General features: G+C 71.2%; 22 protein-coding genes. 7 read left to right on the forward strand and 15 right to left on the reverse strand.

Annotated features, from left to right (window positions below; all coding sequences use genetic code 11):
* From ACFHVL_RS00275 to ACFHVL_RS00285, 3 genes are all read right to left on the reverse strand, one after another.
* A complete protein-coding gene (locus ACFHVL_RS00275) occupies positions 1–3,024 on the reverse strand; it encodes a Na+/H+ antiporter subunit A (RefSeq protein WP_416624467.1) in 3,024 nt (1,007 codons plus the stop codon).
* A gap of 180 nt (positions 3,025–3,204) precedes the next feature.
* Positions 3,205–3,633 (reverse strand): hypothetical protein, encoded by a 429-nt coding sequence (locus ACFHVL_RS00280; RefSeq protein WP_416624469.1) that lies wholly within the window; start codon positions 3,631–3,633, stop codon positions 3,205–3,207.
* A 275-nt stretch (positions 3,634–3,908) separates the two neighbouring features.
* Entirely contained in the window at positions 3,909–4,226 is a 318-nt protein-coding gene (locus tag ACFHVL_RS00285) for a hypothetical protein (protein WP_416624470.1), read from the reverse strand.
* Positions 4,227–4,398: 172 nt separating this feature from the next.
* On the opposite strand from ACFHVL_RS00285, the gene ACFHVL_RS00290 reads away from it, so the two are divergent.
* The 4 genes from ACFHVL_RS00290 to ACFHVL_RS00305 all read left to right on the forward strand — a co-directional run bounded on the left by ACFHVL_RS00290 (position 4,399) and on the right by ACFHVL_RS00305 (position 11,447).
* Positions 4,399–9,006 (forward strand): ATP-dependent helicase, encoded by a 4,608-nt coding sequence (locus ACFHVL_RS00290; RefSeq protein ID WP_416624471.1) that lies wholly within the window; start codon positions 4,399–4,401, stop codon positions 9,004–9,006.
* Between the two features lie 163 nt (positions 9,007–9,169).
* On the forward strand, positions 9,170–9,409 hold the full coding sequence (locus ACFHVL_RS00295; protein WP_416624472.1) for a CPCC family cysteine-rich protein: 240 nt from the start codon (positions 9,170–9,172) through the stop codon (positions 9,407–9,409).
* Between the two features lie 332 nt (positions 9,410–9,741).
* A complete protein-coding gene (locus ACFHVL_RS00300) occupies positions 9,742–10,473 on the forward strand; it encodes a DUF4142 domain-containing protein (RefSeq protein WP_416624473.1) in 732 nt (243 codons plus the stop codon).
* Positions 10,474–10,604: 131 nt separating this feature from the next.
* Positions 10,605–11,447 carry a DNA-formamidopyrimidine glycosylase family protein gene (locus tag ACFHVL_RS00305; protein WP_416624474.1) on the forward strand — a complete coding sequence of 281 codons (843 nt, stop codon included), beginning with the start codon at positions 10,605–10,607 and terminating at the stop codon, positions 11,445–11,447.
* Here ACFHVL_RS00305 and pspM read toward each other — a convergent pair.
* The 9 genes from pspM to ACFHVL_RS00350 all read right to left on the reverse strand — a co-directional run bounded on the left by pspM (position 11,350) and on the right by ACFHVL_RS00350 (position 20,254).
* Entirely contained in the window at positions 11,350–12,135 is a 786-nt protein-coding gene (gene pspM, locus ACFHVL_RS00310) for a phage shock envelope stress response protein PspM (RefSeq protein WP_416624475.1), read from the reverse strand. The two genes, ACFHVL_RS00305 and pspM, sit on opposite strands and share 98 nt — an antisense overlap.
* A 45-nt stretch (positions 12,136–12,180) precedes the next feature.
* Positions 12,181–13,041: a PspA/IM30 family protein gene (locus tag ACFHVL_RS00315; protein ID WP_416624477.1), complete on the reverse strand. Its 861-nt coding sequence runs from the start codon at positions 13,039–13,041 to the stop codon at positions 12,181–12,183.
* Between the two features lie 268 nt (positions 13,042–13,309).
* Entirely contained in the window at positions 13,310–13,834 is a 525-nt protein-coding gene (locus ACFHVL_RS00320) for a helix-turn-helix domain-containing protein (RefSeq protein ID WP_416624479.1), read from the reverse strand.
* A 132-nt stretch (positions 13,835–13,966) separates the two neighbouring features.
* Positions 13,967–14,524, reverse strand: a complete 558-nt coding sequence (locus tag ACFHVL_RS00325) for a CinA family protein (protein ID WP_416624480.1) — start codon at positions 14,522–14,524, stop codon at positions 13,967–13,969.
* 10 nt (positions 14,525–14,534) lie between these two features.
* Positions 14,535–15,143 (reverse strand): CDP-diacylglycerol--glycerol-3-phosphate 3-phosphatidyltransferase, encoded by a 609-nt coding sequence (gene pgsA, locus ACFHVL_RS00330; protein WP_416624481.1) that lies wholly within the window; start codon positions 15,141–15,143, stop codon positions 14,535–14,537.
* A 4-nt stretch (positions 15,144–15,147) separates the two neighbouring features.
* The gene (gene rimO / locus ACFHVL_RS00335; RefSeq protein ID WP_416624482.1) at positions 15,148–16,680 is read right to left on the reverse strand and encodes a 30S ribosomal protein S12 methylthiotransferase RimO; all 1,533 of its coding nucleotides are present in this window, start codon (positions 16,678–16,680) and stop codon (positions 15,148–15,150) included.
* 77 nt (positions 16,681–16,757) lie between these two features.
* On the reverse strand, positions 16,758–17,366 hold the full coding sequence (locus ACFHVL_RS00340; RefSeq protein ID WP_416624483.1) for a TetR/AcrR family transcriptional regulator: 609 nt from the start codon (positions 17,364–17,366) through the stop codon (positions 16,758–16,760).
* A gap of 1 nt (position 17,367) precedes the next feature.
* Positions 17,368–17,688 (reverse strand): DMT family transporter, encoded by a 321-nt coding sequence (locus ACFHVL_RS00345; protein WP_416624484.1) that lies wholly within the window; start codon positions 17,686–17,688, stop codon positions 17,368–17,370.
* 55 nt (positions 17,689–17,743) lie between these two features.
* On the reverse strand, positions 17,744–20,254 hold the full coding sequence (locus ACFHVL_RS00350; RefSeq protein ID WP_416624486.1) for a DNA translocase FtsK: 2,511 nt from the start codon (positions 20,252–20,254) through the stop codon (positions 17,744–17,746).
* Positions 20,255–20,464: 210 nt separating this feature from the next.
* Between ACFHVL_RS00350 and ACFHVL_RS00355 the strand changes: the two genes are divergently transcribed.
* The 3 genes from ACFHVL_RS00355 to ACFHVL_RS00365 are packed head-to-tail and all read left to right on the forward strand — an operon-like array spanning position 20,465 to position 24,337.
* The gene (locus ACFHVL_RS00355; protein WP_416624487.1) at positions 20,465–20,935 is read left to right on the forward strand and encodes a YbjN domain-containing protein; all 471 of its coding nucleotides are present in this window, start codon (positions 20,465–20,467) and stop codon (positions 20,933–20,935) included.
* A 4-nt stretch (positions 20,936–20,939) separates the two neighbouring features.
* Positions 20,940–22,766 (forward strand): HSP90 family protein, encoded by a 1,827-nt coding sequence (locus ACFHVL_RS00360; protein ID WP_416624489.1) that lies wholly within the window; start codon positions 20,940–20,942, stop codon positions 22,764–22,766.
* Positions 22,763–24,337, forward strand: coding sequence for a YbjN domain-containing protein (locus ACFHVL_RS00365; RefSeq protein WP_416624491.1), 1,575 nt, complete (start codon positions 22,763–22,765; stop codon positions 24,335–24,337). The genes ACFHVL_RS00360 and ACFHVL_RS00365 overlap by 4 nt, the downstream gene beginning before the upstream one ends.
* Here the strand turns inward: ACFHVL_RS00365 and ACFHVL_RS00370 are convergent.
* From ACFHVL_RS00370 to ACFHVL_RS00380, 3 genes are all read right to left on the reverse strand, one after another.
* Positions 24,303–24,668: a DUF2784 domain-containing protein gene (locus ACFHVL_RS00370; RefSeq protein ID WP_416624492.1), complete on the reverse strand. Its 366-nt coding sequence runs from the start codon at positions 24,666–24,668 to the stop codon at positions 24,303–24,305. The genes ACFHVL_RS00365 and ACFHVL_RS00370 overlap by 35 nt on opposite strands.
* Positions 24,669–25,146: 478 nt before the next feature.
* The gene (locus tag ACFHVL_RS00375; RefSeq protein WP_416624493.1) at positions 25,147–25,356 is read right to left on the reverse strand and encodes a DUF397 domain-containing protein; all 210 of its coding nucleotides are present in this window, start codon (positions 25,354–25,356) and stop codon (positions 25,147–25,149) included.
* Positions 25,357–25,444: 88 nt separating this feature from the next.
* On the reverse strand, positions 25,445–26,350 hold the full coding sequence (locus ACFHVL_RS00380) for a helix-turn-helix domain-containing protein (protein WP_416624494.1): 906 nt from the start codon (positions 26,348–26,350) through the stop codon (positions 25,445–25,447).
* Between the last annotated feature and the right edge of the window lie 93 nt (positions 26,351–26,443).

Consider the following 26,443-nt stretch of genomic DNA (forward strand, 5'->3'; position numbering starts at 1 on the left):
TCAGCTACTCCTCTGGCCGAGCGGGATCTCGTCGCCCCGGGCCTCGGACGCCGGGGTGTCGGTGGTCGCGGAGATGTCGTTCGACGGAGTGTCGTCGACGTCGACGTCGGGCTCCACGGATCGGGCGATCTGCCGGTCGACCTCGGCGCCGAGACTGCGCAGGATGTCCAGCACCAGTCCCACCACGATCAGGTACACGCCGATGTCGAAGAACAGCGACGTGACCAGGTGGATGTCACCGATCACCGGGACGTGCAGGTCGACGATGGCGCTCTGTAGTACCTCCCCACCGATCAGGATCGGGCTCAGCCCGGCGCCGACGGCGAGGAACAGCCCCGCGCCGAGTACCAGGCCGGCATCGACCGGGGCGGCCTCGTTCAACTCGTAGCGGCCACCGGCGAGATAGCGCACCGCGAGCGCGAGGCCGGCCACCAGCCCGCCGGCGAACCCACCGCCGGGGGCGTTGTGTCCAGAGAAGAGTAGAAAGATCGAATAGACCAGGATGGCGTGGAACAGCAACCGGGTGACCACCTCGAGGATGATCGACCGGCCACGGGCCGCCTGAGTGGCCCCGCCGCGCAGCCAGATCCGCTGCCGGCGGGGACGCGGCGGCGTGCCCGGCGGTGATCCCTGCGACATCGCCGACGTGGCCGGCGCGGACGGCGCGGACGGCGCGGACGGCGCGGACGGCGCCACGGTGCCGGACGGTCCACCGCGCGGCGGACCGGTCACCGTGGCAGGGCTGGCCCGTCGTGGCCCGGGCCCGGTCCGGGGACGGAGGAAGACCAGGCTGGCCACCCCGGTCGCGGCCACGACCAGCACCGATATCTCGCCCATGGTGTCCCAGGCGCGGATGTCCACCAGGGTCACGTTCACCACGTTGCGGCCGCCGCCGTACTCGACCGCCTGCTCGGGAAAGGCGTCGGAGATCGGTGCGGCCTCCCGGCCGCTGACCGCCGCGGCCGCCATCCCAGCCATCACGGTGCCGACCACCACCCCGAGTGCGATCCGCGCGTACCGGCTCGAGCGCAGCGGCCGCTCGGAGAAGTAGATCGGTAGCCGGCGGAGCACCAGGACGAAGACGACGACGGTGATCGTCTCGACCAGGAACTGCGTCAACGCCAGATCCGGAGCACCGTGCAGGACGAACATCAGCGCGGTGCAGTAGCCGGTGACCCCGGCGAGGAGCACCGCCTTGAGTCGTCGCTGTGCCCGTACCGTGGCGATCGCCGCGACGGTCAGCACGACGGCCACCACGACCTGCGCCGGGGTGCCGTACCAACGCCACGGCTCCAGCCAGGGCCGGTTGATCAGCAACGCTCCCCCCGGCACGGCGACCAGGACCAGCAGGATGGTGCTGAGGTACTGCGGCAACGACCCCCGCTGGGTGGCACCGGTCACCTCGACCGACAGCCGGTCCAGCCCGTGGGTCACCTGGGCGTAGACGGTTGCCCCGTCGGTGGGCGCACGCAGCCGGCGTTGGGCGGTGGCGACCCGCTCGCGCAGGACGAACAGCACCGCGCCGCCGGCCAACGCGACCAGCGACAGCGCCAACGCGGGAGTGAATTCGTGCCACAGTGCCAAGTGGTACTCACCCGGACCGAACAGGCCGGCGTACGGGGCGAGCAGCTGGTCGACGACGCTGGCGAGCGGGCCGAGCGACAGCCCCAGCAGGGCCAGCACACCGACCGGAGCCACGAACGCCGCGCCCGGCGGCTGGCTCGTGGTGGGTTCGACCCCCGGTTTGCTGGCGAACGCCCCCCAGACGAACCGCGCGCTGTACGCGGTGGTGAGCACCGCGCCGAACACGATCAGCGCGAGCACCACCGGGTCCGCCGCGAACGCCTCCAGCACCGCTTCCTTGCCGACGAAACCCAGCAGCGGCGGCACTCCCGCCATCGACGCGGCGGCGAGCACCGCGGCGGCGGCGACGACCGGCATCCGACGACCGAGCCCGCTCAACTCGGTCAGGTCCCGGGTGCCCGTGCATCGGTCGACGATGCCCACCACCAGGAAGAGGGTGGCTTTGAACAGGGCGTGGGCGAGCAGCATGGTCAACCCGGCCAACGCCGGATCCCGGTCACCGGCGCCGGTGACCACCATGAGCAGACCGAGTTGGCTGACCGTGCCGTACGCCAGGAGCAGTTTGAGGTCGGTCTGACGCAGCGCGGCCCAACCACCCGCCAGCATCGTCGCGGTGCCGGTACAGACGATCAGCCAGTACCACCACGGGTTGCCCCCGTACACCGAGGAGAACAGTGCGACGAGGTAGACGCCGGCCTTGACCATCGCGGCGGCGTGCAGGTAGGCACTGACCGGGGTGGGGGCGGCCATCGCGGCGGGCAGCCAGAAGCTGAACGGGAAGATCGCCGACTTGGACAACGCGCCGACGAGGACGAGGACGAGCGCGGTCGCGAGGTACCCGCCCGACGCCGGGGGGCTCTGGGCAATCTCCGACCAGCGGTACGTCCCGGCGTGCTGGCCGAGCATGATGAACCCGACCAGCATGGCCAGCCCACCGAGCGTGGTCACGATGAGGGCCTGCGCGGCGGCCCGTCGGCTGGCCCGCTTCTCCGGGTTGTGCCCGATGAGCAGGTAGGACAAGACCGTGGTCAACTCCCAGAAGACGTAGAGCAGGATCAGGTCGTCGGCGAGCACCAGTCCCAGCATCGCGCCGGCGAACCCGGCGAAGACAGCGGTGAATCGGCCGAGGCCAGGCTCGCCCGGCGCGAAGTACCGCGCGCAGTAGATCAGCACCAGCGCGCCGATCCCGCCGACCAGCAGCACCATCAGCCAGGACAGGGTGCCGGTGCGGAAGGCTAGGTCGAGGCCGAGTTGCGGCACCCAGGTGTACGTCTCGGCGATCGCGTCACCGCCACGTACCGCCGAGGTGTTGACCAGCGCCCAGACGAATGCGGCACCGGGCGCGGCGGCGACCACGTAGCAGGCACGCGGACCCCACCAGCGAACCAGTACCGGCGCGAGCAGCGCCGTCCCGAGGTGGACGATCAGCAGGACCAGCACGCGGAGCTCCAGGTAGGTGTCGTCGCGGGCCGTCGCGGCCCGGTCGTTGACAGATTCGCACGCGTGGTGCGCGAGGTACGCCGGATGGCGGTTGCGGCCGTCGCGGTAGGTGCACGGGCCGACCGGGCCGGTAGCCGGTGGCCGGTGCGGAGTCGACGGTGCGACGCCGCCGGGGCCAGGTCAGCCGACGGTGGTCGAGGTGGGCTGGACCCGCCGGGGTGGCGCCCGGGCACCATGGGGGTGGTCTGCCCGGCGGACCAGCGGGTCGGCGGTGGCCGGGTGAACGGTCGGCGGGTCGACGTCCGTCCCGGTCTCCGGGGTCGCGACGATCGCCGCGACGAGTTCACCGCGGTCGGCGCCGCCGGCCGATCGGGGGTGGTCGTCGATGCCCTGCCGCTCGCGCGCCACCGCGCGGTCGTCGCAGCCGCCACGGCCGCCGGGGGTGACCGTGGGATGCAGCAGAGCCGCGCCGATCGAGGCGGGACCGGCCGCGATCGCGACGACCGGCACGGCCACCGAGGCGGCCCCGTGCACCGCGGTCACGGCGAGCAGGAAGGACAGGGCGAGAGCGATCCAGCGAGAGCGCGGCAGGTGGCGCAGGTGTGCCATCGACGCCCCTTCCGCTGTTGTCGTTGCCCGCTACCTTACCGGCTCACCGTCGCCGGCCCGCGACCGTCGGTGTCGCGACCCGGCCGCGGCCAGCGTCACCGTTCGGTCGGTCGGCCCGGTCGGGAACTGGAATGGTAAGCCGACAAAGGCTTATTGGCAGTTACCAGACGGTTACCATCACATGCCGGAGGCGACCGCCGGACCGGCGTAGGACAGGAGGCGGTGCGGCCAGGATGGGCGGGGCGAACAGAGTGAGCGGTACGGCGGTGGGCAGCTCAGTCCGCTGCGGGCACGACGGTGGAGTTGTCGGCGGCGGGCACCGGCCGGCCGACCGTGATCCTCGCCGGGACCGACGGCAGTCCGCCCCGGCAGGCCAGCACCATGTAGTAGTGCACGGTGGCACGCACCCGGGCCCGGTCGGCCGCGCTGGCCGGACCGCTGGCGACGATCAAGGTACGCAACGCGTCGGCGAACCGTTCGACAGCCGCCGGTTCGACCCGGTCGTGACGCAGCCGAAGCAGGGCGACCAAGCCGTCCACCTGACGGAGAAGTACCTCGGTGTCGTGATGGAGGCCACGTTCGACAACGGGCATAGGGGTACTCCTCGAAAGAACGATTGATGACGGAAAGTTACTCCATAACTACTAAGTCGGGCAAGTCAGACCTGCCGTGTCGCTCATTTCTTTCCCAGAGCCGGCCGCATCCGGCGGGCGGTGTCGGACCCGACAGGCAGGATGGTGACGAGACCAGCCGGCAGGAGGCGCGATGACGGCGGTACTACAGCGTTTCGGTGCGGCCACCCGGGAGTGGTTCACCGCCGCCTTCGCCGCCCCGACGCCCGCACAGATCGGCGCGTGGCAGGCGATCAGCGATGGCGAACACGCCCTGGTGGTCGCACCGACCGGTTCCGGCAAGACCCTCGCCGCCTTCCTCTGGTCGTTGGACCGGCTGACCCGCGCGCCCGAGCCCGCCGACCCCCGGCACCGGTGCCGGGTGCTGTACCTGAGCCCGCTCAAGGCGCTCGCCGTCGACGTCGACCGGAACCTGCGTACCCCGCTGGTCGGCATCGGTCAGGCCGCCGCACGGCTGCACCTGCCGGCCCCCCAGGTGACCGTCGGCATCCGTACCGGCGACACTCCCGCCGACCAACGCCGCGCCTTCGGCAAACATCCCCCGGACATCCTGATCACCACACCGGAGTCACTGTTCCTGCTGCTCACGTCCGCGGCCCGGGAGTCGCTTCGCGGCGTGCAGACCGTCATCGTCGACGAGGTGCACGCGGTGGCCGGCACCAAACGCGGCGCGCACCTCGCGCTGTCCCTGGAGCGACTGGACGCGCTGCTGCCCCGGCCCGCCCAGCGGATCGGGCTGTCGGCGACGGTACGGCCGGTCGAGGAGACCGCCCACTTCCTCGGCGGACACCACAAGGTCCGGGTCGTCGCCCCGGCGGCGGCCAAGACCATCGACGTCAGCGTGCAGGTCCCGGTGCCCGATCTCGCTCAGCTCGACGAGCGGGAGGAGACCGGCGACACTGCGACCAGCCCGGTGTCCCGCTCGATCTGGCCGGCTGTCGAGGAACGGGTCTTCGACCTGATCAACCGGCACAGGTCGACCATCGTCTTCACCAATTCCCGGCGATCGGCGGAACGGCTGTGTGCCCGGCTCAACGAGCTCGCCGCCGACCGCGCCGCCACCGGGCACCCCTCGGTGGACACCACGCCGACGCTCCGACCGTCGACCCGGATGCCGGCCGAGATCATGACGCAGTCCGACGCCGCCCGGGGCGCGCCCGCCGTGATCGCCCGCGCCCACCACGGCAGTGTCTCCCGATCCGAACGGCAGCAGATCGAGGAGGCGCTCAAGTCCGGCCGGTTGCCGGCGGTGATCGCGACCTCCAGCCTGGAGCTGGGCATCGACATGGGCGCCGTCGACCTGGTCGTCCAGATCGAGGCACCGCCGAGTGTCGCCGCCGGTCTGCAGCGCGTCGGCCGGGCCGGGCACCAGGTCGGGGCGCTGTCGCGCGGGGTCATCCTGCCGAAGCACCGCGGCGATCTGCTCGCCTGCGCGGTGGTCACCGAGCGGATGGCGCAGGGCGCTATCGAGCGGCTGCAGTTCCCCCGCAATCCGCTGGACGTGCTGGCCCAACAGATCGTCGCGATGGTGTCGCTCGACCCGTGGCCGCGCGACGAGCTGGCCGCGCTGGTCCGCCGGGCGGCACCGTACGCGGAGCTGCCCGACTCCGCGTTGCACGCCGTACTCGACATGCTCTCCGGCCGCTACCCGTCGACCGCGTTCGCCGAGCTACGGCCCCGCCTGGTCTGGGACCGCGGCAGCGACCTGCTGACCGGGCGCCCGGGTGCCCAACGCCTCGCCGTCACCAGCGGCGGCACGATCCCCGATCGTGGTCTGTTCGGCGTGTTCCTGGCCGGTGCGGATCGGCCCGCCCGGGTCGGCGAGCTGGACGAGGAGATGGTCTACGAATCGCGGGTCGGTGATGTCTTCCTGCTCGGGGCGACCTCGTGGCGGATCGAGGAGATCACCCCCGACCGGGTGCTGGTGACGCCGGCCGCCGGGCAGCCGGCCCGGATGCCCTTCTGGAAGGGCGACCAGCCGGGACGACCGATCGAACTCGGCCGGGCCCTGGGCGCCCGGCTGCGGACGATCGGCCGCCAGGACCCGGACACCGCGCTCGCCGCGCTGCTGACCTGCGGGCTGGACGACTGGGCCGCCGCCAACCTGCTGCGCTACCTCGACGAGCAGCGCAGCGCCACCCGCACACTGCCCGACGACCGGACGATCGTGGTCGAACGGTTCCACGACGAGCTCGGCGACTGGCGGCTGGTGGTGCACAGCGTCTTCGGCGCGCAGGTCAACGATCCGTGGGCATTGGCCATCAGCCGCCGGCTCACCGAACGGTACGGTGTCGACGCCCAGGTGCTGCCCACAGACGACGGCATCGTGATCCGGCTGCCCGAGATGGTGGACCAACCGCCCGGCGCGGAGCTGGTCGCGTTCGACACCGACGAGATCGGCCAGCTCGTCGAGGAAGCGGTCGGCGGGTCCGCTCTGTTCGCCGCCCGGTTCCGCGAGTGCGCGGCGCGCGCGCTGCTGCTGCCCCGGCGCGATCCCCGCCGCCGTCAGCCGCTGTGGCAGCAGCGACAACGCGCCGCCCAACTGCTCGACGTCGCCCGAGAGTTCCCCGACTTCCCGATCACTCTGGAGGCCGCCCGGGAATGCCTGCGGGACGTCTTCGACCTGCCGGCCCTGGCCGGGCTGATGGGCGACCTGGCCGCCCGGCGGCTGCGGCTGGTCGAGATCGAGACACCCCGGCCGTCGCCGTTCGCCCGGTCGCTGCTGTTCGGCTACGTCGGCGCGTTTCTGTACGAGGCGGACCTGCCGCTCGCCGAACGCCGCGCCGCCGCGCTGAGTCTGGACTCGACGCTGCTCGGCGAGTTGCTCGGCCGGGTCGAGCTGCGGGAGCTGCTCGACCCGGCCGTTCTCGCCGAGACCCACCGGCGGTTGCAGTGGCTCGGCGGGCACCGGCGCCCGCGCGACGCCGAGGACGTCGCCGAGATGCTGCGGATCCTCGGGGACCTGACCGAGGATGAGGTGGTACTGCGGCAGGCGGATCCGGGCTGGTTGACGGAGCTGTACCGGGCCCGTCGGGCACTGTCGGTGCGGATCGCCGGACAGCAGCGCTGGATCGCGGTGGAGGACGCCGGCCGGATGCGCGACGCGTTGGGCGTCGCCCTGCCGACCGGCGTCGCGCAGGCGCATCTGGCTCCCGTCGCCGATCCACTCGGTGATCTGGTCTCCCGCTACGCACGCACCCGGGGGCCGTTCGACACGGCGCAGTGCGCTGAACGGTTCGGGCTCGGCGGCTTCGTCGTCGAGCAGACCCTGCGCCGGCTCGCCGCCACCGGCCGGATCGTCGCGGGCGAGTTCTCGATGGACCGGCCCGGCGCCGAGTGGTGTGACGCCGAGGTGCTCCGGCTGCTGCGCCGGCGTTCGCTCGCTGCGCTCCGGCGGGAGATAGAGCCGGTGCCGGCGACCACCCTGGCCCGGTTCCTGCCCCGCTGGCAGCAGGTCTCCGGTCCGGGCCGGGGCGTCGACGGGGTGGTCACCGCCGTCGAGCAGCTGCAGGGCCTGGCGATCCCGGCCTCCGCACTGGAACGGCTGGTCCTGCCGGCCCGGGTGGGCGACTTCTCCCCGGCGCAGCTCGACGAGCTCTGCGCCGCCGGCGAGGTGCTGTGGGCCGGTTCAGCGGCGATCGGCTCCGGCGATGGCTGGATCCGGCTGGTCTTCGCCGACACCGCTCCGCTGCTGTTGCCCGCACCGGACCCGGCGTTGTCGCTCACCCCGATCCATCAGGCCGTCCTCGACGTCCTCGCCGAGAATCAGGCGCTCTTCTTCCGGCAACTCGCCGACCGGGTCGCCGGGTTGGTCACGACCTACGGCGGTGCGCCGGCCGATGCTCCCGGCACCGACGGGCCGGGAGCGGCACCCGTCGAGGCAGCCCTCTGGGATCTGGTGTGGGCCGGTTGGCTGACCAATGACACGTTGGCCCCGTTGCGCGCCGTACTCGGTGCCAGCGGTGCGCACCGCGCCCGCCCGGCCGGCCAGGCCCGCGCCGCGACCCGCCGGGTCGGGCGCGCCGGGCGAGGTTTCGCGGTACGGGCCGCGGCGCCGACGGTGGCCGGCAGGTGGTCCCGGCTGCCGTCACGTGACCTGGACCCGACCCGGCGGGCGGCGTTGCTCGCCGACGTCCTGCTCGAACGGCACGGCGTGGTGACCCGGGGTGCGGTCGCCGCCGAGGGCAGCCCCGGCGGGTTCGCCGCCGTCTACCCCGTGCTGTCGGCGCTGGAGGAACGTGGTGCGGCACGTCGTGGCTACTTCGTCGACGGGCTCGGCGCGGCCCAGTTCGCCGTACCCGGCGCGGTCGAGCGGCTTCGCGAACTCGCTGGCGACGACGCCCCGGCCGGGCGGCGGCCGGCGGCGCTGGTGCTGGCGGCCACCGACCCGGCGAACCCGTACGGCGCGGCGCTGCCCTGGCCGGACCGGATCGTCGACCCGGACGCGGCACCGGCCGGGCACCGGCCGGGGCGTAAGGCCGGCGCGGTCGTGGTCCTGGTCGACGGGGAACTGACGGTATACGTCGAACGGGGCGGCCGCAGTCTGCTCTGTTTCACCCGCGACGAGAAACCGCTCGAGGTGGCGGCACAGGCGCTGGCCAGGGCGGTTACCTCCGGAATGCTCGGCACCTTGTCGGTCGAGCGGGCCGATGGCGATCCGGTGCGCGAATCCCCGTTACGCACGGCGCTGGCCGCCGCCGGCTTCCGCGCCACCCCCCGTGGACTGCGGCTACGGGGTTGACCGCGAACCGACTGGCTCGACCTTGGACCGCCCCGCGACCGAAGCCCGACCCGCCCCAGCCCGGGACCGGTCCGACCGACCACTGTGCGGCGTGCCCCGATGACCGGTGGCCGACACCGGCCCTAGGCTCATGCCCAAAACGTTCTTATGGAAGGCTTAGCCGGTGGGCCCGTACTCCGTCGACAGATGTCCCTGCTGTGGTTACCGGACCGGATGCATCACCTGTCCCGTCTGCTTCTGGACCAACGACGGCCAGAGCGACGATGACGCTGGCGTGGTGCGGGACGGACCGAACGGCGACCTAAGCCTCTCCTATGCCCGGCTCAACTTCGCAATCTACGGGGCCAGTCACCCACGCTACGCCGAGATCGTCCGGGCGCCCCGCCCCGACGAGTACCCGTAGCGGAATCACGCATCACAGGGTCAAGAATAGGCCCACATTCTGCTACCGTGTCGGCACGCTGTTACCTGCGTGCAACACGTCGGCTGTCAGGTGTCGGTCGAACTCCCGAATTCGCACTCTGTGAGCAACGCCCTGACCTGGACCTTGAACCGTTGGGATCAGCCGAACGTACGATGCCGTCGAGTTCAGTAAGATTAACCACAGCAAGCGATTAGACGTAGCCAAAGTTTGACAATTTCCGGCCCGGAGCATTGACGGCGAACGGGTATCCGGCATAACGTTCTGATCGATCACTAACTCCTCTATGGTCCCCACTCGGAGGTTGAGTAACTATGGTTCGGGCACGATCTGCGGCACGCACCCCGCGCCGACTCACGGCGGCCCTCGTGGGTCTGGTCGCCGGACTGCTCGTCCTGCCCGGCGTCGCCCAGGCCCAGCAGTCCGGATCAACTCAGCTCGGTGCCGCCGACATCGCGCTACTCAATGGGGTTCGGCTGGCCGGCCTGTGGGAGATCCCCGCCGGCCAACTGGCCGCGGAGAAGGGCAGCACGCAGCGGGTCCGGGAGGTCGGCGCCGAGATCGCCGCGCAGCACATCGAGCTGGACCTACTCGTCGTCGAGGCGGCGAACCAGCTCGGGGTGGAGCTGCCCACCGACGCCACCCCGACTCAGCAGGGCTTCGTCAACGAGATGAAGACGGCAACCGGCGCACGGTTCGACCGCTACTTCGTCGACCGGCTCCGGGCCGCGCACGGCAACATCTTCCCGGTCATCGGAGCGGTACGGGCCAGCACCCGCAACGATGTGGTCCGGCAGTTGGCACAGGACGCCAACGGCTTCGTTCAGACTCATATGAGCCTGCTGGAGAGCACTGGGCTGGTGCGCTACGAGGAGCTGCCGCCGGTGGCGATGCCTGCGCCGCCCGACGACAGCATGTTCGCGGCGGTCAAGGCGAACGCCGAGTTGGGCAGCGGGATCAGCTCCACCGTCATCTGGGTGATCCTGGGCGGGGCGCTACTCCTCGGCACCGGTGCCACCTTCGCGGTGTTCCGACGACGATACTGACCTTCAGGTACCGGCGGGTCGGGCGTCGAGGACGATCCGGACCGCTGGCCGACGACCTGCACCGGGGGGCGGATCTTCTCCGCCCCCCGGTGTCGTCTGTTCGGGCGTCCATCCTGCGGCAAGATGGACACGTGCCCGAAGGCGACACCGTCTGGAACACCGCCCAGGTATTACGGGCGGCGTTGGCCGGCCGCCGACTGACCGGTAGTGATTTTCGAGTCCCTCGGCTGGCCACCGTCGAACTGACCGGCTGGGTCGCACTGGACTGCCTCAGCCGGGGTAAACACCTACTCATCCGGCTGGCCGCGCCGGACGACCGCCGGTTCACGCTGCACTCACACCTACGGATGGACGGCAGTTGGCGGGTCTACCGCAGCGGGCAACGCTGGGCTTCGCGGCCCGCGCACCTGATCCGAGCCGTGCTGCGCACCACGGACGCCGCCGCCGTCGGCTACCACCTGCACGAGTTGGTTGTCGTGCAGACGGCCCGGGAGGCGGAGCTGACCGCAGGGTCGGGGCCCGACCTGCTCGGCGCCGACTGGGATGCGGCCGAGGCGGTACGGAGGTTGGCCGCTCAGCCCGACGTCACGGTCGCCGAGGGCCTGCTCGACCAGCGGAACCTGGCCGGCGTCGGCAACGTGTACGCATGTGAGGTGCTGTTCCTGCGTGGCGTCGCGCCGTGGACGCCGGTGCGCGAGGTGCCCGATCTGACGGCGCTGGTCGAACTGGCACACCGGTTGTTGCTGGCGAACCGGGGTCGCAGCCGCCGCACCATCACCGGGCTGCCGCAGGAGGCCACCTACGTGTACGGCCGGGCGCATCGGCCGTGTCGCCGCTGCGGCACCACGGTACGTCGGGCCGAGCTGGCCGGCAGGGTCAGCTACTGGTGCCCGAACTGCCAGCCGGATCAGCGTGGCGACGCAGCTCGGCCAGCCCTGCCGCCACCCCCCGCAGCAGGTCGCTGGCCTCGGTGAGCCGGGACACCGAGGGATCTTCATCGGCCGCGCGGCCGTCCTCGGCGACGTAGTTCGCGGCGGCCGCGACCAGGCCCTCGTAGGCCACGATTCCGGTCGCCAACTGCTCGACGAGGACCCGGTGGGAGTTGGCCAGGGTGGCGTCGGCCGGCGCGAGCCGCAATGCCTTCTCCACGCTGGCGACCCGGTATGCCAGGTCACGCAGAGATCTTTCGGCCACCGCCGCTTCCAACTGGGCCGGCTCGCCCGGTCCGGTCAGCCGGGGTGCCAGCCCGGCGAGGGTACGCGAGGCGCGATCGAGCCGCGACCAGGAGTCGGCGGCGGCGGTGCCGCGCAGCGCGAGCAGTGCCTGCTGGCGACGGATCCCGCCGACGGCGGCCCGGCCCAGTGGATTGCGCTCGACCGACGCGACGATCCTGAGCCGGGCCTGTTCGGCCGCGATGGCCGGATCGGGCGCAGGCGGGGGTGGTTGCGCCGTCAGGGCACGCAGGTCGGACCACCGCCAAAACGCCAGCGCGGTGCTGGCACCGGCCGCCGCGGCCCAGCAGGCGTCGACCGGGCTGACACCGCCGAGCGGCACCAGCACCGCCGCCGCTCCGCCGAAACCGCCGGCGAACACGCTCCAGCGGCGGGCGGACCGACGCAGCCGGCGCAGGTTGCGGAAGTAGCGGGTACGTGGATCTGCCACTGTTGCTCCTCCCCGGCGGCCGGCTGGATACCGCGTCGGCAGCGATCAGCTGGCCGCGCTGGCGTCACCGGTGTTGTTGTCCTTCGCCATGGAGGCGCGTAGCTGGTCGAGACGGGCGACGCTGGCACCGTCGGCGGTCGGGGTCGACTCGACGGCAGGCGACGGTTGCGCTCCGGCGAGTTTGTCCCCGGCCATGCTGGCCCGGATCTGGTCGAGGCGCGAGGAGCCAGCTATGTCCAGGGTCGACTTCTGGACATCCAGCATCCGTCCCTCGACCGAGTTTCCCGCCAGTTCGGCCCGGCCCATCGCGGTCGCGTACCGCTGCTCGATCTTGTCGCGCACCTCGTCGAGCGACGGAGTGTTCTTCGGCGCCGCGAGCGCCGACATCGACTCCAGTGAGGCTGCCACGGTCTCCTGCATCTTGGCCTGCTCGAGTTGACTGAGCAGCTTCGTCCGCTCGGCGAGCTTCTGTTGCAGGATCATCTGGTTGTTCTCCACCGCCTGACGAGCCTGAGTGGCGGCGGCGAGTGACTGGTCGTGCAGGGTCTTGAGGTCCTCCATCGACTGCTCACCGGAGACCAGCTGGGTGGCGAGCGTCTGCGCGGTCTGCTCGTACTTGTTCGCCTCAGCCTCGTCCCCGGCGGCACGTGCCTTGTCTGCCAGCACCAGCGCCTGCCGGGCCATCCCCTGCAGTCGCTCGACCTCGCCCATCTGCCGGGACAGCTTCATCTCCAGCTGACGCTGGTTGCCGATCACCGCGGCGGCCTGCTGGACCAGCCCCTGGTGCTGGCGCTGGGCGTCCTCGATCGCCTGCTGGATCTGAATCTTCGGATCGGCGTGCTCATCTATCTTGGCCCCAAACAACGCCATCAAGTAGCGCCAACCCTTGACGAACGGGTTCGCCATGTCCGCGGTATCCCCTCACTATCGGCGCTTACGGTCGGGCACTGATCAGACCCGACCCGGGCAGTGGTGCGACGCACCCCATGCCATCGTCCCAGGCCGCCGCCACGGCGTCATGGGGCGTCAGTGGGAATTCCGCAGGGTACGCCGGTAGGGGATCAACCTTAGTGGCCCGGATCCAGCGCTGGCCAACCACGGACCTGCGGCGGCCCGCTCCGCGCGGCGCGATCGCCCGCGCGCCGCGGGCTCGGCGGTGTCCCGGCGTAGCGGATCAGGCGGCACAGACGACATCGCGCTCCCGGCCGCCGGCGTGCGACACCCGTCGCGTCGCCCGTAGCGTCGTCTTGAGCGGGGAGTCGTTGCGCACGGAAACCGTCACGCCGTCCTCGGTCGCGACCTGGTGGACCATATCCTCGCCGCGTTCTGCGGCGACCCGACCGGCCTCGGTGTCGGGCCGCAGCGCCGAACCGGACCGGGCGGTGACCGGCGGCTCCGGGCGGCGGTGGGCGTCGGTCGGTGGCGCGGATTGCTCCGGCACCGCCACCAGAACCCCTTGCACCTGCTCCGCATCGGCGACAGTGTGACTGACATCACGCAGAATCTCGGAGAGCTTGGCACCGAGCGCGTCGCAGATCGCCGCGAGCAGCTCGCTCGAGGCTTCCTTCTGGCCACGCTCGATCTCGGAGAGATAGCCGAGGCTGACGTTCGCGGCGGTGGAGACCTCCCGCAGGGTCCGGCGTTGACCCTGCCGGCGGGCACGCAGCGCGTCACCGATGACGCGGCGTAGCAGGACCATCGCACCTCCCCCTGATCGGGACCGGCCGGCTAGTGCCGGAGGCTTCCCGCAACCTTATCCGCTAGCCAACCGATCGACACCCCACCCTGACGTACGAATGAGATTCAGGGCGCGGAATCGACAGGATGCGAGTTATGTCCCCTCGGCCGGCGGCAGACCCCGCAGCTGCAGGATCAACAGACGCAACGCAGCGGTGACACTCGCCGCGCGCACCGCGTCGCGTCCCCGACCGAGGTCCAGCCGACGCACCTGCCGGACACCCGGTCCGACCACCGCGACATACAGGCGACCGACCGGTTTGCCGCCCTGCGGCTGGGGACCGGCGACCCCGGTGGTGGCCAGCGCCCAGTCCGCCGCGCAGCGGACCCGGCCGCCCTCGGCCATTGCCAACGCCACGTCCGGGTCGACCGGACCCCGCTGCGCCAGCAGCCCGGCCGGCACTGCGGCCAGCGACGCCTTCAGGTCGGTCGCGTAGACGACCAGCCCGCCGCGGAACACCGCGCTGGCTCCCGCCACGTCGACCAACGCCGAGGCCAGCAGCCCGCCGGTGAGCGACTCGACAACCGCCAGCGTCTGTGCCCGCTCGGTCAGGGCGTGCACCACCGCCGCCGCCGGGCTACCTGCGGCCGGCCGGTCGACACCGAGATCACCGCCGTCGGGAGCGTCCGGGCCGGCGAGACCCTCGCTCACCCGTGCCCGCTCACGGCTGCCCGCCAACCGACGGACGGCGTAGCCGCAGCGCCCGGACCAGGTAGTCCCCTCCGGTGGCCACCGTCACGAGCAGCGCCGCCCCCATGACCCACGGGGCCACCGCGGCGAGTGCCGTCGGCAGCGGCAGCAGGTACCAGACGATAGCGGTGATCTGCAGCGCGGTCTTCACCTTGCCACCTCTACTGGCCGCGATCACCCCGTGGCGCAACACCCAGAACCGGACCAGCGTGATCCCCAGCTCCCGCACCAGGATCAGCCCGGTCACCCACCAGGGAACCAGGTCGTACCCCGACAGCAGCACCAGGGCGGTACCGGTCAGCGCCTTGTCGGCGATCGGATCGGCGACCTTGCCGAAGGAGGTCACCAGCGCGTACCGGCGGGCGATCCAGCCGTCCACCAGATCGGTGGCCGAGGCGACCACGAAGGTGAGACAGGCGGCGATCCGCCAGCCCGGATGGGTCATCTCGGATGCCACCACGAAGGCCACGAAGACCGGCACCAGCACCATGCGCAGGCCGGTGAGCGCGTTCGCGGCGTTGACTACCGGAACAGCCGGCACCACCGGACGCGTACCGGCAGGAGCGCCCGACTCGGACATCCGCTCACCTGGCCACGGTCGACAGCGACTGGCCCCTGGCCGCCGGCGAGAGCACCTCGACCGGCACCGCGGTCAGGTCCACCCCTTCGGTGCCGGTCACCGTGGCCCGCACCAGGTCGCCGGGGCGCAGCCCAACCAGCTCCACCGACCTGCCGCCGGCCGTCCGGTGCCCGGACGCGACGAGGGTCGTCGAGCCGTCCACCTCCGGTGCCTGGTGTGCGGCGCGCCCTTCGACCAGCGGGTCGTCCGAATCGGGCAGCGCCTCGACCGTATCGATCAACACGTCGACGGTGCCGCCCACCCGTTCCTCGGCCCGCTGCGCGCACAGCTCCTCGACCAGCGCACTGATCCGGTCGTACCGGCGTTTGACGGTCGCCGCCCGCACCTTGCCGGGCAGGTCGGCGGCTTCGGTGCCCTCCTCGTCGCTGTAGTCGAACACCCCGGCCGCGTCCAGCCGGGCGGCGGACAGGAACCGGACCAGTTCCTCGACGTCGGCCCGGGTCTCACCGGGAAAGCCGACGATGAAATTGCTCCGGGCACCGGCCTGCGGTGCCAGCGACCGGGCGGAGGCCAACAGGTCGAGAAACCGCCCGGTCGAGCCGAACCGGCGCATCCGGCGCAGCACCGGCTCGCTGGCGTGCTGGAACGACAGATCGAAGTACGGCGCCACGCCGTCGGTCGTCGCGATCGCCTCGACCAGACCAGGCCGGGTCTCCGCCGGCTGCAGGTAGCTGACCCGGACCCGGACGATGCCGTCGACCGCTGCGAGCTGCGGCAGCAGCTTCTCCAGCGCCCGGGGATCGCCGAGGTCCTTGCCGTACGACGTGGAGTTCTCGCTCACCAGCACCAGCTCACGCACGCCGGTGCCGGCCAGCCAGTGCGCCTCGGCGAGCAGTTCGTCGGGCGTACGCGAGACGAACGCGCCGCGGAAGGCCGGGATGGCGCAGAAGCTGCACCGGCGGTCGCAGCCGCTGGCGAGTTTGAGGGAGGCGACCGGGCCGGTGTCCAGCCGACGGCGCAGCACCGCCCGCAGGTGTGCCGGCGTCCGCTCGTCGACCACCGCGTGCCCGGGGACCACGACACCGGACCGCTGGCGGGCCACCGGGGTCAGCGGCAGCAGTTGACGGCGGTCCCGGGGGACGTGCGCGGGTATCGCCTCGCCGGCCAGGACAGCGGTCAACCGGCCGGAGATGTCCGGGTAGTCGTCGAAGCTGAGCACGGCCTGCGCCTCAGGCAGCTGATCGGCGAGCTCCCGGCCATACCGCTCGGCCATGCAACCGGCCGCCACCACCTTGGCCCCGGTGTCGGCGGCGTCGAGCAGGGTCTGCACGGAGTCCTGCTTGGCCTTGTCGATGAAGCCGCAGGTGTTGACGACCACCACGTCGGCACCGTCGGCGTCGGTCGTCACCTGCCAGCCGTCGGAGTCCAGTCGTGCCGCCAACTCCTCCGAGTCGACCTCGTTGCGGGCGCAGCCCAGGGTGAGCAGGGCGACTCGCCGGCCGGAGGGCGGCGGTGGGGTCGGGAGAAACGCAGACACCTGACGAGGGTACCGGTCCGCAGGGCCGCGGCGTCCCAGTGCCGTCCCGAGCAACCGCTCAAGAGACGGACCGGCGGTCAGCCCGGCCGTCCCACCGGGGTCCCGGTCACCGTCGGTAGCGCCACGGCCAGCCGGCGGCGTGCCTGATCGAGCGCGGTGTCCCCGCCTTCGGCCAGTTCGCTGAGCAGGATGCCGTCGGCGAGCGCGAGCAGCGTCCGGGCGCCGTCGGGCGGGGGTGGGTAGCCGACCCGGTGCAGCAGGTCGGCCAGCAGGTCGACCAGACCGGTGTTCCAGTCCCGGACCACCGGACGGACGGCAGGTCGCCGGCCAGCCTGCAGGAACCGTTCGTAGAGCGCGCTCACCCGGGCTGGTGGCGGGTCGACCAGGTCGCCGACCAGGATGGCGATCACCACCTCGGCCAGCCGGTCCGGCGGGCAGAGCCCGGCACCGGTCGCGTCGACGATCTCGCGGCCGGCCCGCAGATGCCGGCTGCGCAGTTCCTGGGTGGCGGCGGCGAGCAGGATGTCCAGGGTCGCGAAGTAGTAGGTGGTGGCGGCGAGTGGCAGCCCGGCCCGGGTCGCCACCGTCCGATGGCTGATCTGGTCGAAGCCGACCTCCTGCAGCAGTTCGCAGGCAGCGGCGAGCAGCGCGGCGCGGCGGAGGGCACCCTTGCCGGTGATGGCCATCTCAGCCGCCGTGGAACAGCCGGAGCCCGACGACGCCGGCGACGATCAGCGCGATGGATACCAGCCGGCCGGCGTGGCTGGGGTCGCCGTACCAGAGAATCCCGACGACCGCGGTCCCGGCCGCGCCGATGCCGGTCCAGACCGCGTACGCGGTGCCGACCGGCAGGTCGCGCAGCGCCAGGGAGAGCAGCCCGAAGCTGCCGGCGGCGAAGGCGACAAAGAAGACCGACGGGACCAGCCGGGTGAATCCGGCGCTCTGCTTGAGCGCGAGGGCGAATCCGGTCTCCAGCACCCCGGCGACGGCCAGCACGATCCAGGCCACGACAAACCTCCAAGTGGTACGGGCGCACCAATTCGTACGACCGTACCACTTTTTCTCAGCCCGCCTCGACTCCGCGCAGCGCGGCCAACGCCTCCGCCAGCTCGTCCGGCTTGACCAGCACGTCGCGCGCCTTGGACCCCTCCGACGGGCCGACGATGCCCCGGGTTTCCATCAGGTCCATCAGCCGCCCCGCCTTGGCGAAGCCGACCCGCAACTTGCGCTGCAACATCGACGTCGACCCGAACTGCGAGGTCACCACCAGCTCGATCGCCTGCACCAGCACCTCGAGGTCGTCACCGATGTCTTCGTCGATCTTCTTCTTGCTCTCCTGGGCGACGGTCAGCACGTCCGGGCGAAACTCGGGCTCCCGCTGCTTCTTGCAGAAGGTGACGATGTCGTCGATCTCCTTCTCGGTGACCCAGGCGCCCTGGATCCGCAGCGGCTTGGAGGCCCCCATCGGCAGGAACAGCCCGTCGCCGCGACCAATCAGTTTCTCCGCGCCCGGCTGGTCCAGGATGACCCGGGAGTCCGACAACGACGAGGTGGCGAAGGCCAGCCGCGACGGCACGTTCGCCTTGATCAGACCGGTCACCACGTCCACCGACGGCCGCTGGGTCGCCAGCACCAGGTGGATGCCGGCCGCCCGGGCCAGCTGGGTGATCCGGACCACCGAATCCTCCACGTCGCGCGGCGCGACCATCATCAGGTCGGCGAGCTCGTCGACGATCACCAGCAGGTACGGATACGGCCGGATCTCCCGCTCGCTGCCTGGTGGCGCGGTGATCTCCCCGGCCCGGACCTTGCGGTTGTAGTCGTCGACGTGCCGCACGCCGTTGGCGGCCAGGTCGTCGTAGCGCATGTCCATCTCGCGCACCACCCACTCCAGCGACTCCGCCGCCTTCTTCGGGTTGGTGACGATCGGGGTGACCAGGTGTGGGATGCCCTCGTAGCCGGTCATCTCGACCCGCTTCGGGTCGATCAGCAGCAGCCGCACCTCATCCGGGGTGGCCCGGGTGAGGATCGAGACGAGCAACGAGTTCAAACAGGACGACTTGCCGGCCCCGGTCGCCCCGGCGATCAGGATGTGCGGCATCTTCGCCAGGTTGGCGACCACGTAGCCGCCCTCGATGTCCTTGCCGAGGGCCACCAGCATCGGATGGTGGTCGGCACTGGCCGCCCGGGAACGCAGCACGTCACCGAGCGCGACATCCTCCCGGTCGGTGTTCGGTATCTCCACCCCGACCGCGCTCTTGCCCGGGATGGGGCTGAGGATCCGCACGTCCGGTGACTTCACCGAGTACGCGATGTTGCGCGACAGCTGGGTGATCCGCTCGACCTTGACCCCGTGGCCGAGCTCGACCTCGTACCGGGTGACCGTCGGACCACGGGTGAACCCGGTCACCGCGGCGTCGACGTCGAACTGCTCGAACACCCCCTGCAGCGCCGCGATCACCTCGTCGTTGGCCTTGCTGCGGGTCTTGGCCGGCGGACCCGTGCTCAGCAGCTTCGGCGGCGGCAACGTGTAGTCGCCGGCCAGGCCGGTGATCGCCAACTGCTCGGCCCGGGTCGGCACCGGTGAGTGCTCCGGCGGCTCGACCGACTTGCGGGTCGCCGGCACCCTGGCCGGCGACTTGCGCGGCAACTCGATGGTCTCCTGCAGGTCGAGCAGGTCGTCCCGGACACCCGGGTCGGGCGACGGACCCGCGTCGGCGTCCGCGGTGCGGCTCGCCTGCCGCCGCCGGGCCGGCCGCCGCCGCGCCCGGTCCGGATCCGGCCCTTCGCCGTCGTCGGCAGCACCGCCGGTGGCGTCGCCGTCAGCGCCGGCATCCGGGCCGCGCCCGGTCACCACGCCCGCGAGCAGGCCCAGCCGCTCCGGGATCTTGTTGATCGGGGTGGCCGTCACCACCAGCAAACCAAAGATCAACAACAGAATCAGCAACGGTACGCCGACCCAGTAGCTCACCGACCGCTGCAACACCTCACCGATACCGAGCCCGATCAGCCCACCGGCATAGTCCCGCTGCAGGTCGTCGGCCGGACTCTGGCCGATGTGCAACAGGCCGGCGGTGCCGACCAGCATCGCCGACCAGCCGACCACCCCGCGTCCCCGGGGCTCCGGCTCCTCCGGCGGATCGCGCATCAGGCGAACCGCGCCGATCAGCAGCAGCAGCGGCACCGCGACCGCGATCGCGCCGACGAACAGCCGCAACGAGTCCGCGACGCGCAGACCGAACGGCCCGGCCGCACTGAACCAGACCGCCATCGACGTGAGGATCGCCAACCCGAGCAGAAACAGCCCGGCGCCGTCCCGGCGATGCTCCGGCCCCAGATCGCGGGCGGTCGCCGCCCGGCGCCCGGCAGCCCGGACCGCCCAGCCGACACCGTGGGCCAGGCCCATCCAGGTAGCGCCGACGGCCCGCCCCACCAACACCGCGGGCGAGCTGCGGGCCGGACGTCTGCGGGCCACCGGACGCTTCCGGGCCGGCGTCCGGGCACGGCTGGCGGTGGCGCCCCGGGTCGTCGACCCGCCACGCCGCCGACTCGCCTGGGAGGTACGGCCCGCCATAGAGTCACACGGTAGCCCGCACGGCGTACGAATCCTCGCTTTTTCCAGCCGTGTCCGCGACCGTCTTCGCCACGGCGGCCGTGTCCGGGCCCCGGACGTCGGCGCGGCTGTGCCACCATTCCGATCGGCCCTACCGTCCCCCACGGCCGAGCTGCCGACGCCCCGCCCGCGTCGACCCCCACTGGCCCCGCCCGTTTGAAAGGAACACCAATGCCCCCGCCGGACCCAGACGACCTGTCGGATGCGCCCGCCGGTGGCGGTGAGATGCAGGTCCTGCGACCGCTGACCACCGAGTTCGTCGCCGAGGTGCTGACCGCCCGCGAGTACCGCTTCCAGATCGACGACGACGGTGACCTGGTCGGCCGCTGGAACGACAACGTGATCTTTTTCTCCCGACTCGGGCCGCAGGGCGAACTGCTGCGGATCCGTACCATTGCGGCGACCACGTTCACCGTGGACGACGTGCCGACGCTGTACGCGTTCTGTAACGCGTGGAACCACGACCGGCTGTGGCCCAAGTCCTTCGTCCACGTCGACGACGACGGCACCGCCCACATCGTCGGTGAGCTGGTCACCGACCTGGAACGCGGCGTCACGCCAGCCCAGCTCGACCACCTGATCAGCTGTGGCATCTCCACCGGTTGCCAGGTCTCCGACGCCGTCGCCGAGTTGGCGCACTGATCCGATGGAGCACCGTTTCCAGGTCGACCTGCGGGGCATCGTCGACCTGCTCAGCCACCACCTCTACGCCAGCCCGCGGGTGTTCGCCCGGGAACTGGTGCAGAACGCCACCGACGCGATCACCGCCCGCCGTGAGGTCGAACCCGACTGGTCCGGCGGCGCGGTCACGATCGAGCCGTCCCCCGACGGTGTGCTGCGGGTGCACGACGACGGCATCGGGCTGACCGAGTCGCAGGTGCACACCTTCCTGGCCAGCGTCGGGCGTACCTCCAAACGCGACGACCTGGGCTTCGCCCGGCAGGACTTCCTCGGCCAGTTCGGCATCGGCCTGCTGTCGTGCTTCATGGTCGCCGACGCGGTCGAGGTGGTGACCCGTTCGGCGCACGGCGGCCCGGCGGTGCGCTGGACCGGGTACGCCGACGGGCGCTACACCACCGAGATCGACGACACCGCCCGCGACGACATCGGCACCAGCGTCACGCTGCGCCCACGCGCCGACGCCGGTCCGTGGCTGGCCCCGGCCCAGGTCCGCGAGCTGGTGACCGGGTACGCGCATCTGTTGGACGTACCGGTGCTGTTCGCCCCGCCTGCGGCCGAGCCGGTCCGGCTGACCGAGCCGCAGGCGCCGTGGGAGATCGTCTACGACGACCCGCAGCGACGCCGCGAAGCGCTGCTCGATTACGGCACCACCGTGCTCGGCGCCAGGCCGATGGACGTGCTCGACCTGCGGGTGCCGGAGGCCGGACTGGTCGGTGTCGGTTTCGTGCTGCCGTCGGCCGCCACCGTCGGGCAGGGCAGCCACCGGGTTTACCTCAAGCGGATGCTACTCAGCGACGACGCCCGTAAGCTGCTACCGGATTGGGCGTTCTTCGTCCGCTGCGTGGTCGACACCACGGTGCTGCGCCCGACCGCCAGCCGAGAGGCCCTCTACGAGGACGACCTGCTCAGCGCGGTGCGGCAGGGGTTGGGCGGACAGATTCGCGACTGGCTGTTGGAGCTTTCCGTCAGCCACCCCGAGCGGCTCGCCACCTTCCTGCGGGTGCACCACCTCGGCGTCAAGGCGCTCGCCGTACGCGACGACGAGATGCTGCGGCTGGTCGACTCCTGGCTGCCGTTCGAGACCAGTCGCGGAATGATGCCGCTGCGGACGTTCCGTCAGCACCTGTCGATGATCCGGTACGTGGAGACCGTCGACGAGTTCCGGTCGCTCGCCGCGATCGCCTCCGCCGCCGGCACCCCGATCGTCAACGCCGGCTACGCCTACGACGCCGAGATCCTGCAACGGCTGCCCCGCCTCGACCCGGCGATCCGCACCCGCCGGCTCGACCCCGGTGAGCTCGCCGCCCGGTTGGAGACACTGTCCCCCGGGCAGCTGGCGCTGGCCGCCAACCTGCTGGCCGCCGCCCGGTCGGTACTTGCCGAACTGGACTGCGTCCCGCAGCTGCGCCAGTTCGACCCGGTCACCGTGCCGGCCCTGTACGTCCTCGGCCGGGCAGCACAGGAGCAAGACAGTATCCGGCGCGGCCAGGAAGGCTCCGACGAGCTCTGGTCCGACGTGCTGTCCGCGTTCGCCGACGTCGACGTGGACCACCGCCCGGAGCTGGTGTTCAACTGGCGACACCCGCTGATCCGCCGACTCGCCGGTCACCCACCGGGAGCGGCGTTGCGGCACGCCGTGGAGGCGCTCTACGGTCAGGCGCTGCTCGCCGGGCACCATCCGCTGCGGGCAGTCGACAGCGCCGCCCTCAACCGATCGTTCCTGGCCCTGCTGGACCAGGCATTCACCGACCCGACCGCTGGGCCGGGCACCCCCGCCGAGGAGACCCCGTGACCGCCGACGAGTTGATCCAGGCGTTGAACGAGGCGACCGACCTGCCCGACGGTGACGGCAAGATCACCGAGCTGGAGCGGATCGCCGCGCACGCCGACGCCGCCGGTCACATCCGGCTCGGCTTCGACGCCCGGATGGCCCTGATCGACACGTACAACAACCACACCGAACGGTGGCGGATGCTGCCGTCGTTCGGGTGGTGCCTGAACACGTTCGACCGGCACCCGGAGTTGTTCGAGCCCTGGGACGCCGAACTCCTGCGCTGGTACCACAAGTGGGCGGTCGCCACCCTGCGCAGCACCCCACGGGTGGGTCTGGCGCAGACCGAGGCCGCGCTCGACGACATGCAACGCCGGTTCACCGCCAGCGGACAGAGTCTGCAGGCGGTCTACAACCTGCGCTGCAAGATCGCCGACCATGTCGGCGACGAGACGCAGGCCCGGCAGTGGCTGGACCGCTGGCGGACCGCCGAACGCGACGAGAACAGCGACTGCGCCGGTTGTGACCCGTCGCGGCAGGCCGACCTGCTCGCCGGTTGGGGCGAGTGGGCCGAGGCTCTCGCGGTGGCCGAGCCGGTGCTCAGCGGGGCCCTCGGCTGCACCGAGCAGCCGGAGAAGGCGCTGGTCGTGGTGATCATGCCGTACCTGCGGCTCGGCCGGTACGCCGAGGCGGCCCAGGCGCACGTTCGCGCGTACCGTCGGCACCGCCACGAACGCGACGCCTTCCCGTACCTCGCCGAGCACCTGCGGTTCTGCGCGCTGACCAACCACCACGAACGCGGACTGGAGATCCTCGCCGAGCACCTGGAGTGGTTCGACCGCCCGTACGACGACGCCTCGGCGATGGAGTTCGCCGCCGCCGCCGCTTTGGTCTGCCGGCTCGCCACCGCCACCGGTCTTGGCGAACGGGTCGTGCACCGGCCGGAGCACGGCGACCGACCGGCGACCGACCCGACCGTCGAGGCGCTCGGCGTCGAACTCGCCGCCGCCGCCGGTGACCTGGCGGCCCGCTTCGACGCCCGTAACGGCACCGACCACCAGTCGAGGCGGATCGCCGGCTGGCTGGCCGCCGAACCGCTCGTCGACACCGTCGAACTGCCCGCCGAGCAGCCGGTCGGCAACGCTTCGGGAGTGGGTGGACCACCTCCAGGGGGCGTGTCCGATGTGGTCGCGCCGCTGACGTTGGAGGGCATCACCGGCGCGCTCAACGAACGCGGCGACCGGTACTTCGTCGATGAGAGCGGGGTTGTCGGCGGCAAGTGGGGGTGTGCGGTGATCCACTTCGAGCGCCTCGGCGAGGAGCACGAGATCCTGCACGTCCGGATGATGGCGGACCGGCGGCTGCCCGCCAGTCGGCTGGCCGAGGCGTTCCAGTTCTGCAACGCGTGGAACCACGACCGGCTGTTGCCGAAGGTCTACGTGCACGACACCGGAAACGGGGAGCTGATCCTCGCTGGCGACGTCAGCACCGACCTGGAGTACGGCGTCAGCGGCGCGCAGATCGCCGTACTCGTCAGTGCGGCGATCGCTACCGGGGTCAGCTTCGCGGACGCCGTCGCCGAGCTGCCCTGACCAACCCGGCCCAGCTGACCGCCACGACCAGGGCGACCACCAGACGGGCCAGGCCGGCGTACCCGTCGGGGTAGACCACGCCGGTCAGGTACCGGTCGACGAACCCTTCGTCGAAGCCGACCTGGCCGGCCTGCCGGCGCGACCAGTGCTCGGCCGACGTCAGCGGGCAGCTCAGGTTGGCCGCCACCACCAGCACCCCCCAGCCCGCAGCGGTGAGGTGCAGCCAGATCGTGCGTGGCCACCGCCAGGCGAGGAAGCCGCCGAACACCAGGTAAGCCAGGAACCCGAAGTGCAGCGCCAGAATGACGGTGGTCAACAGCCGATAGCCCATCACGAATCCTCCCCGCCTGCCAGGTTAGGAACGACCTCGGGTTGGCGGGAGGGTACGCGTACTCAGGGAGTCGGACGGGTGGGTGCGCCGTCCCCGGGGAGGGCGGTCCCCGGGGACGGCGCGGCGGGTGGCGGTCAGTTCACCGAAAACCCGAGGAGGTATCCACCCACGCCTTGACCGGACTCGACCCGGTACCGGTAGGAACCGGCGGCAGGGTGACGAACGCGAGAACCCCCACCGCAGCCACGGTCACCCCTGCAGTGCTGAGTCGTCGGCGTCGCATCCGTGTCTCCTTCCGCTACCGCATTCGGAGGTACCGGGCGGTGGTACGGGAGACATCCATCAATGGATCAGTCGATTCGCGATGCAGAATGTCACAATCAGACGAATGAACCGGCTAGGACCGGAGCGCGTACAACCGGGCGGCCGCGCCGGTGGAGACCGGCCTCCACCCGGTCTCCACCGGCGCGGCGAAACCTCACCTCGGGTGGGCCGCTGGCGTGGCGAGTTCGCCTTGGGCGAGTCCGCGCAGGAACGTTCGCCAGCCGCCCTCACCGAACTCCAGACGCGGGCCGGCTGGATCGGCTGAGTCCCGCAACTCGACGCCAGCGCTCGTTGCCGCCGCTTCGACGCAGGCGTTGGTGTCACACCGGCTGCTCCGTCGCCATCCTTGGTCTGCCCGCAACATCGCGTCATCCACCTCTCGGACTTATGCCAATTTTTCAGCATTGTGCCCGTTTTTACGCTTCTTCGTAGCAAAAACAAGGTGCTGAACGTCAGGTTTCTTCCGTCGGCAACCCGTCTGTCGCCAGGGCCGCTGCCCGCTCGGCGATCAGCCTGGCCGAGGCGGCCTCCTCGTGCGCCGACTCCCAGATGAGCGCGAAGTAGCCGCGGTGCCGGCTGATCCGCTGGGCGGCGTGCACGATCTCGTCCAACAGAATGCCTTCGCGGTAGAGCAGCGCATTGTCCTCGTCGCCGAAGTCGAGCAGCGTGAACGGGGCAAGCATCGCCATGATCGCGGCATCGGCGAACGGCGCGATCCGCACCCGTACGTTGGGTCGACACATCAGCTGCAGCAGATGGGCGAACTGCCCGGCCATCACCTGTGGACCGCCGATCGTGCGCCAGAGCACCGACTCGTCGATCACCAACTGGAACTCCGGCGGGTCCGGCCGGTCCAACACGTGCTCGCGACGGCGCAGCCGGGCCTCCAACCGCAGCACCCGGTCGGCCTCCGGCAGCTCGCTGCGCCAGAAGTTCAGCACGAACTCGCCGTACTCCCGGGTCTGCAACATGCCGGGGATCAGCGTCGGCTGAAACACCCGGATCGCGCTGGCCTCGCTCTCCAACTGGAGCAACTGCAGCATCGCCGGGGTCAGATGCTCCCGGTAGCGCGGCTCGTCCCACCAGCCGCGCAGCCGCGACGTCCGCGCGTCGTGTAGCAAACCAGCGGCCCGCTCCCGGTCGACGACGCCGTACAACTCCAACAACGCCCGAAGATCGGTGCTGGAGACCGTGACGTCACCCTTCTCGATCCGGTTCACCTTGGAGACCGACCAGTCCAAGGCCTCGGCCACCTTGCCCTGGGTGAAACCGGACGTCTCGCGGGCACGGCGCAGCGCCAGCCTGAGCCGGCGCCGCGCTGCCGCCGGAGACTCACCGGTGCCAGGATCGTCACGCACGCCAGTCCTTCCGGACGACGATAGGCAACTGTCCACCCAGTATGCCGCCAACGGGCGGCCCCGGTCAGCCCCGACGGCGCGAACCACGCCGTC

This window comes from Micromonospora sp. LOL_023, from assembly GCF_048060115.1.
GTDB lineage: Bacteria > Actinomycetota > Actinomycetes > Mycobacteriales > Micromonosporaceae > Micromonospora_E.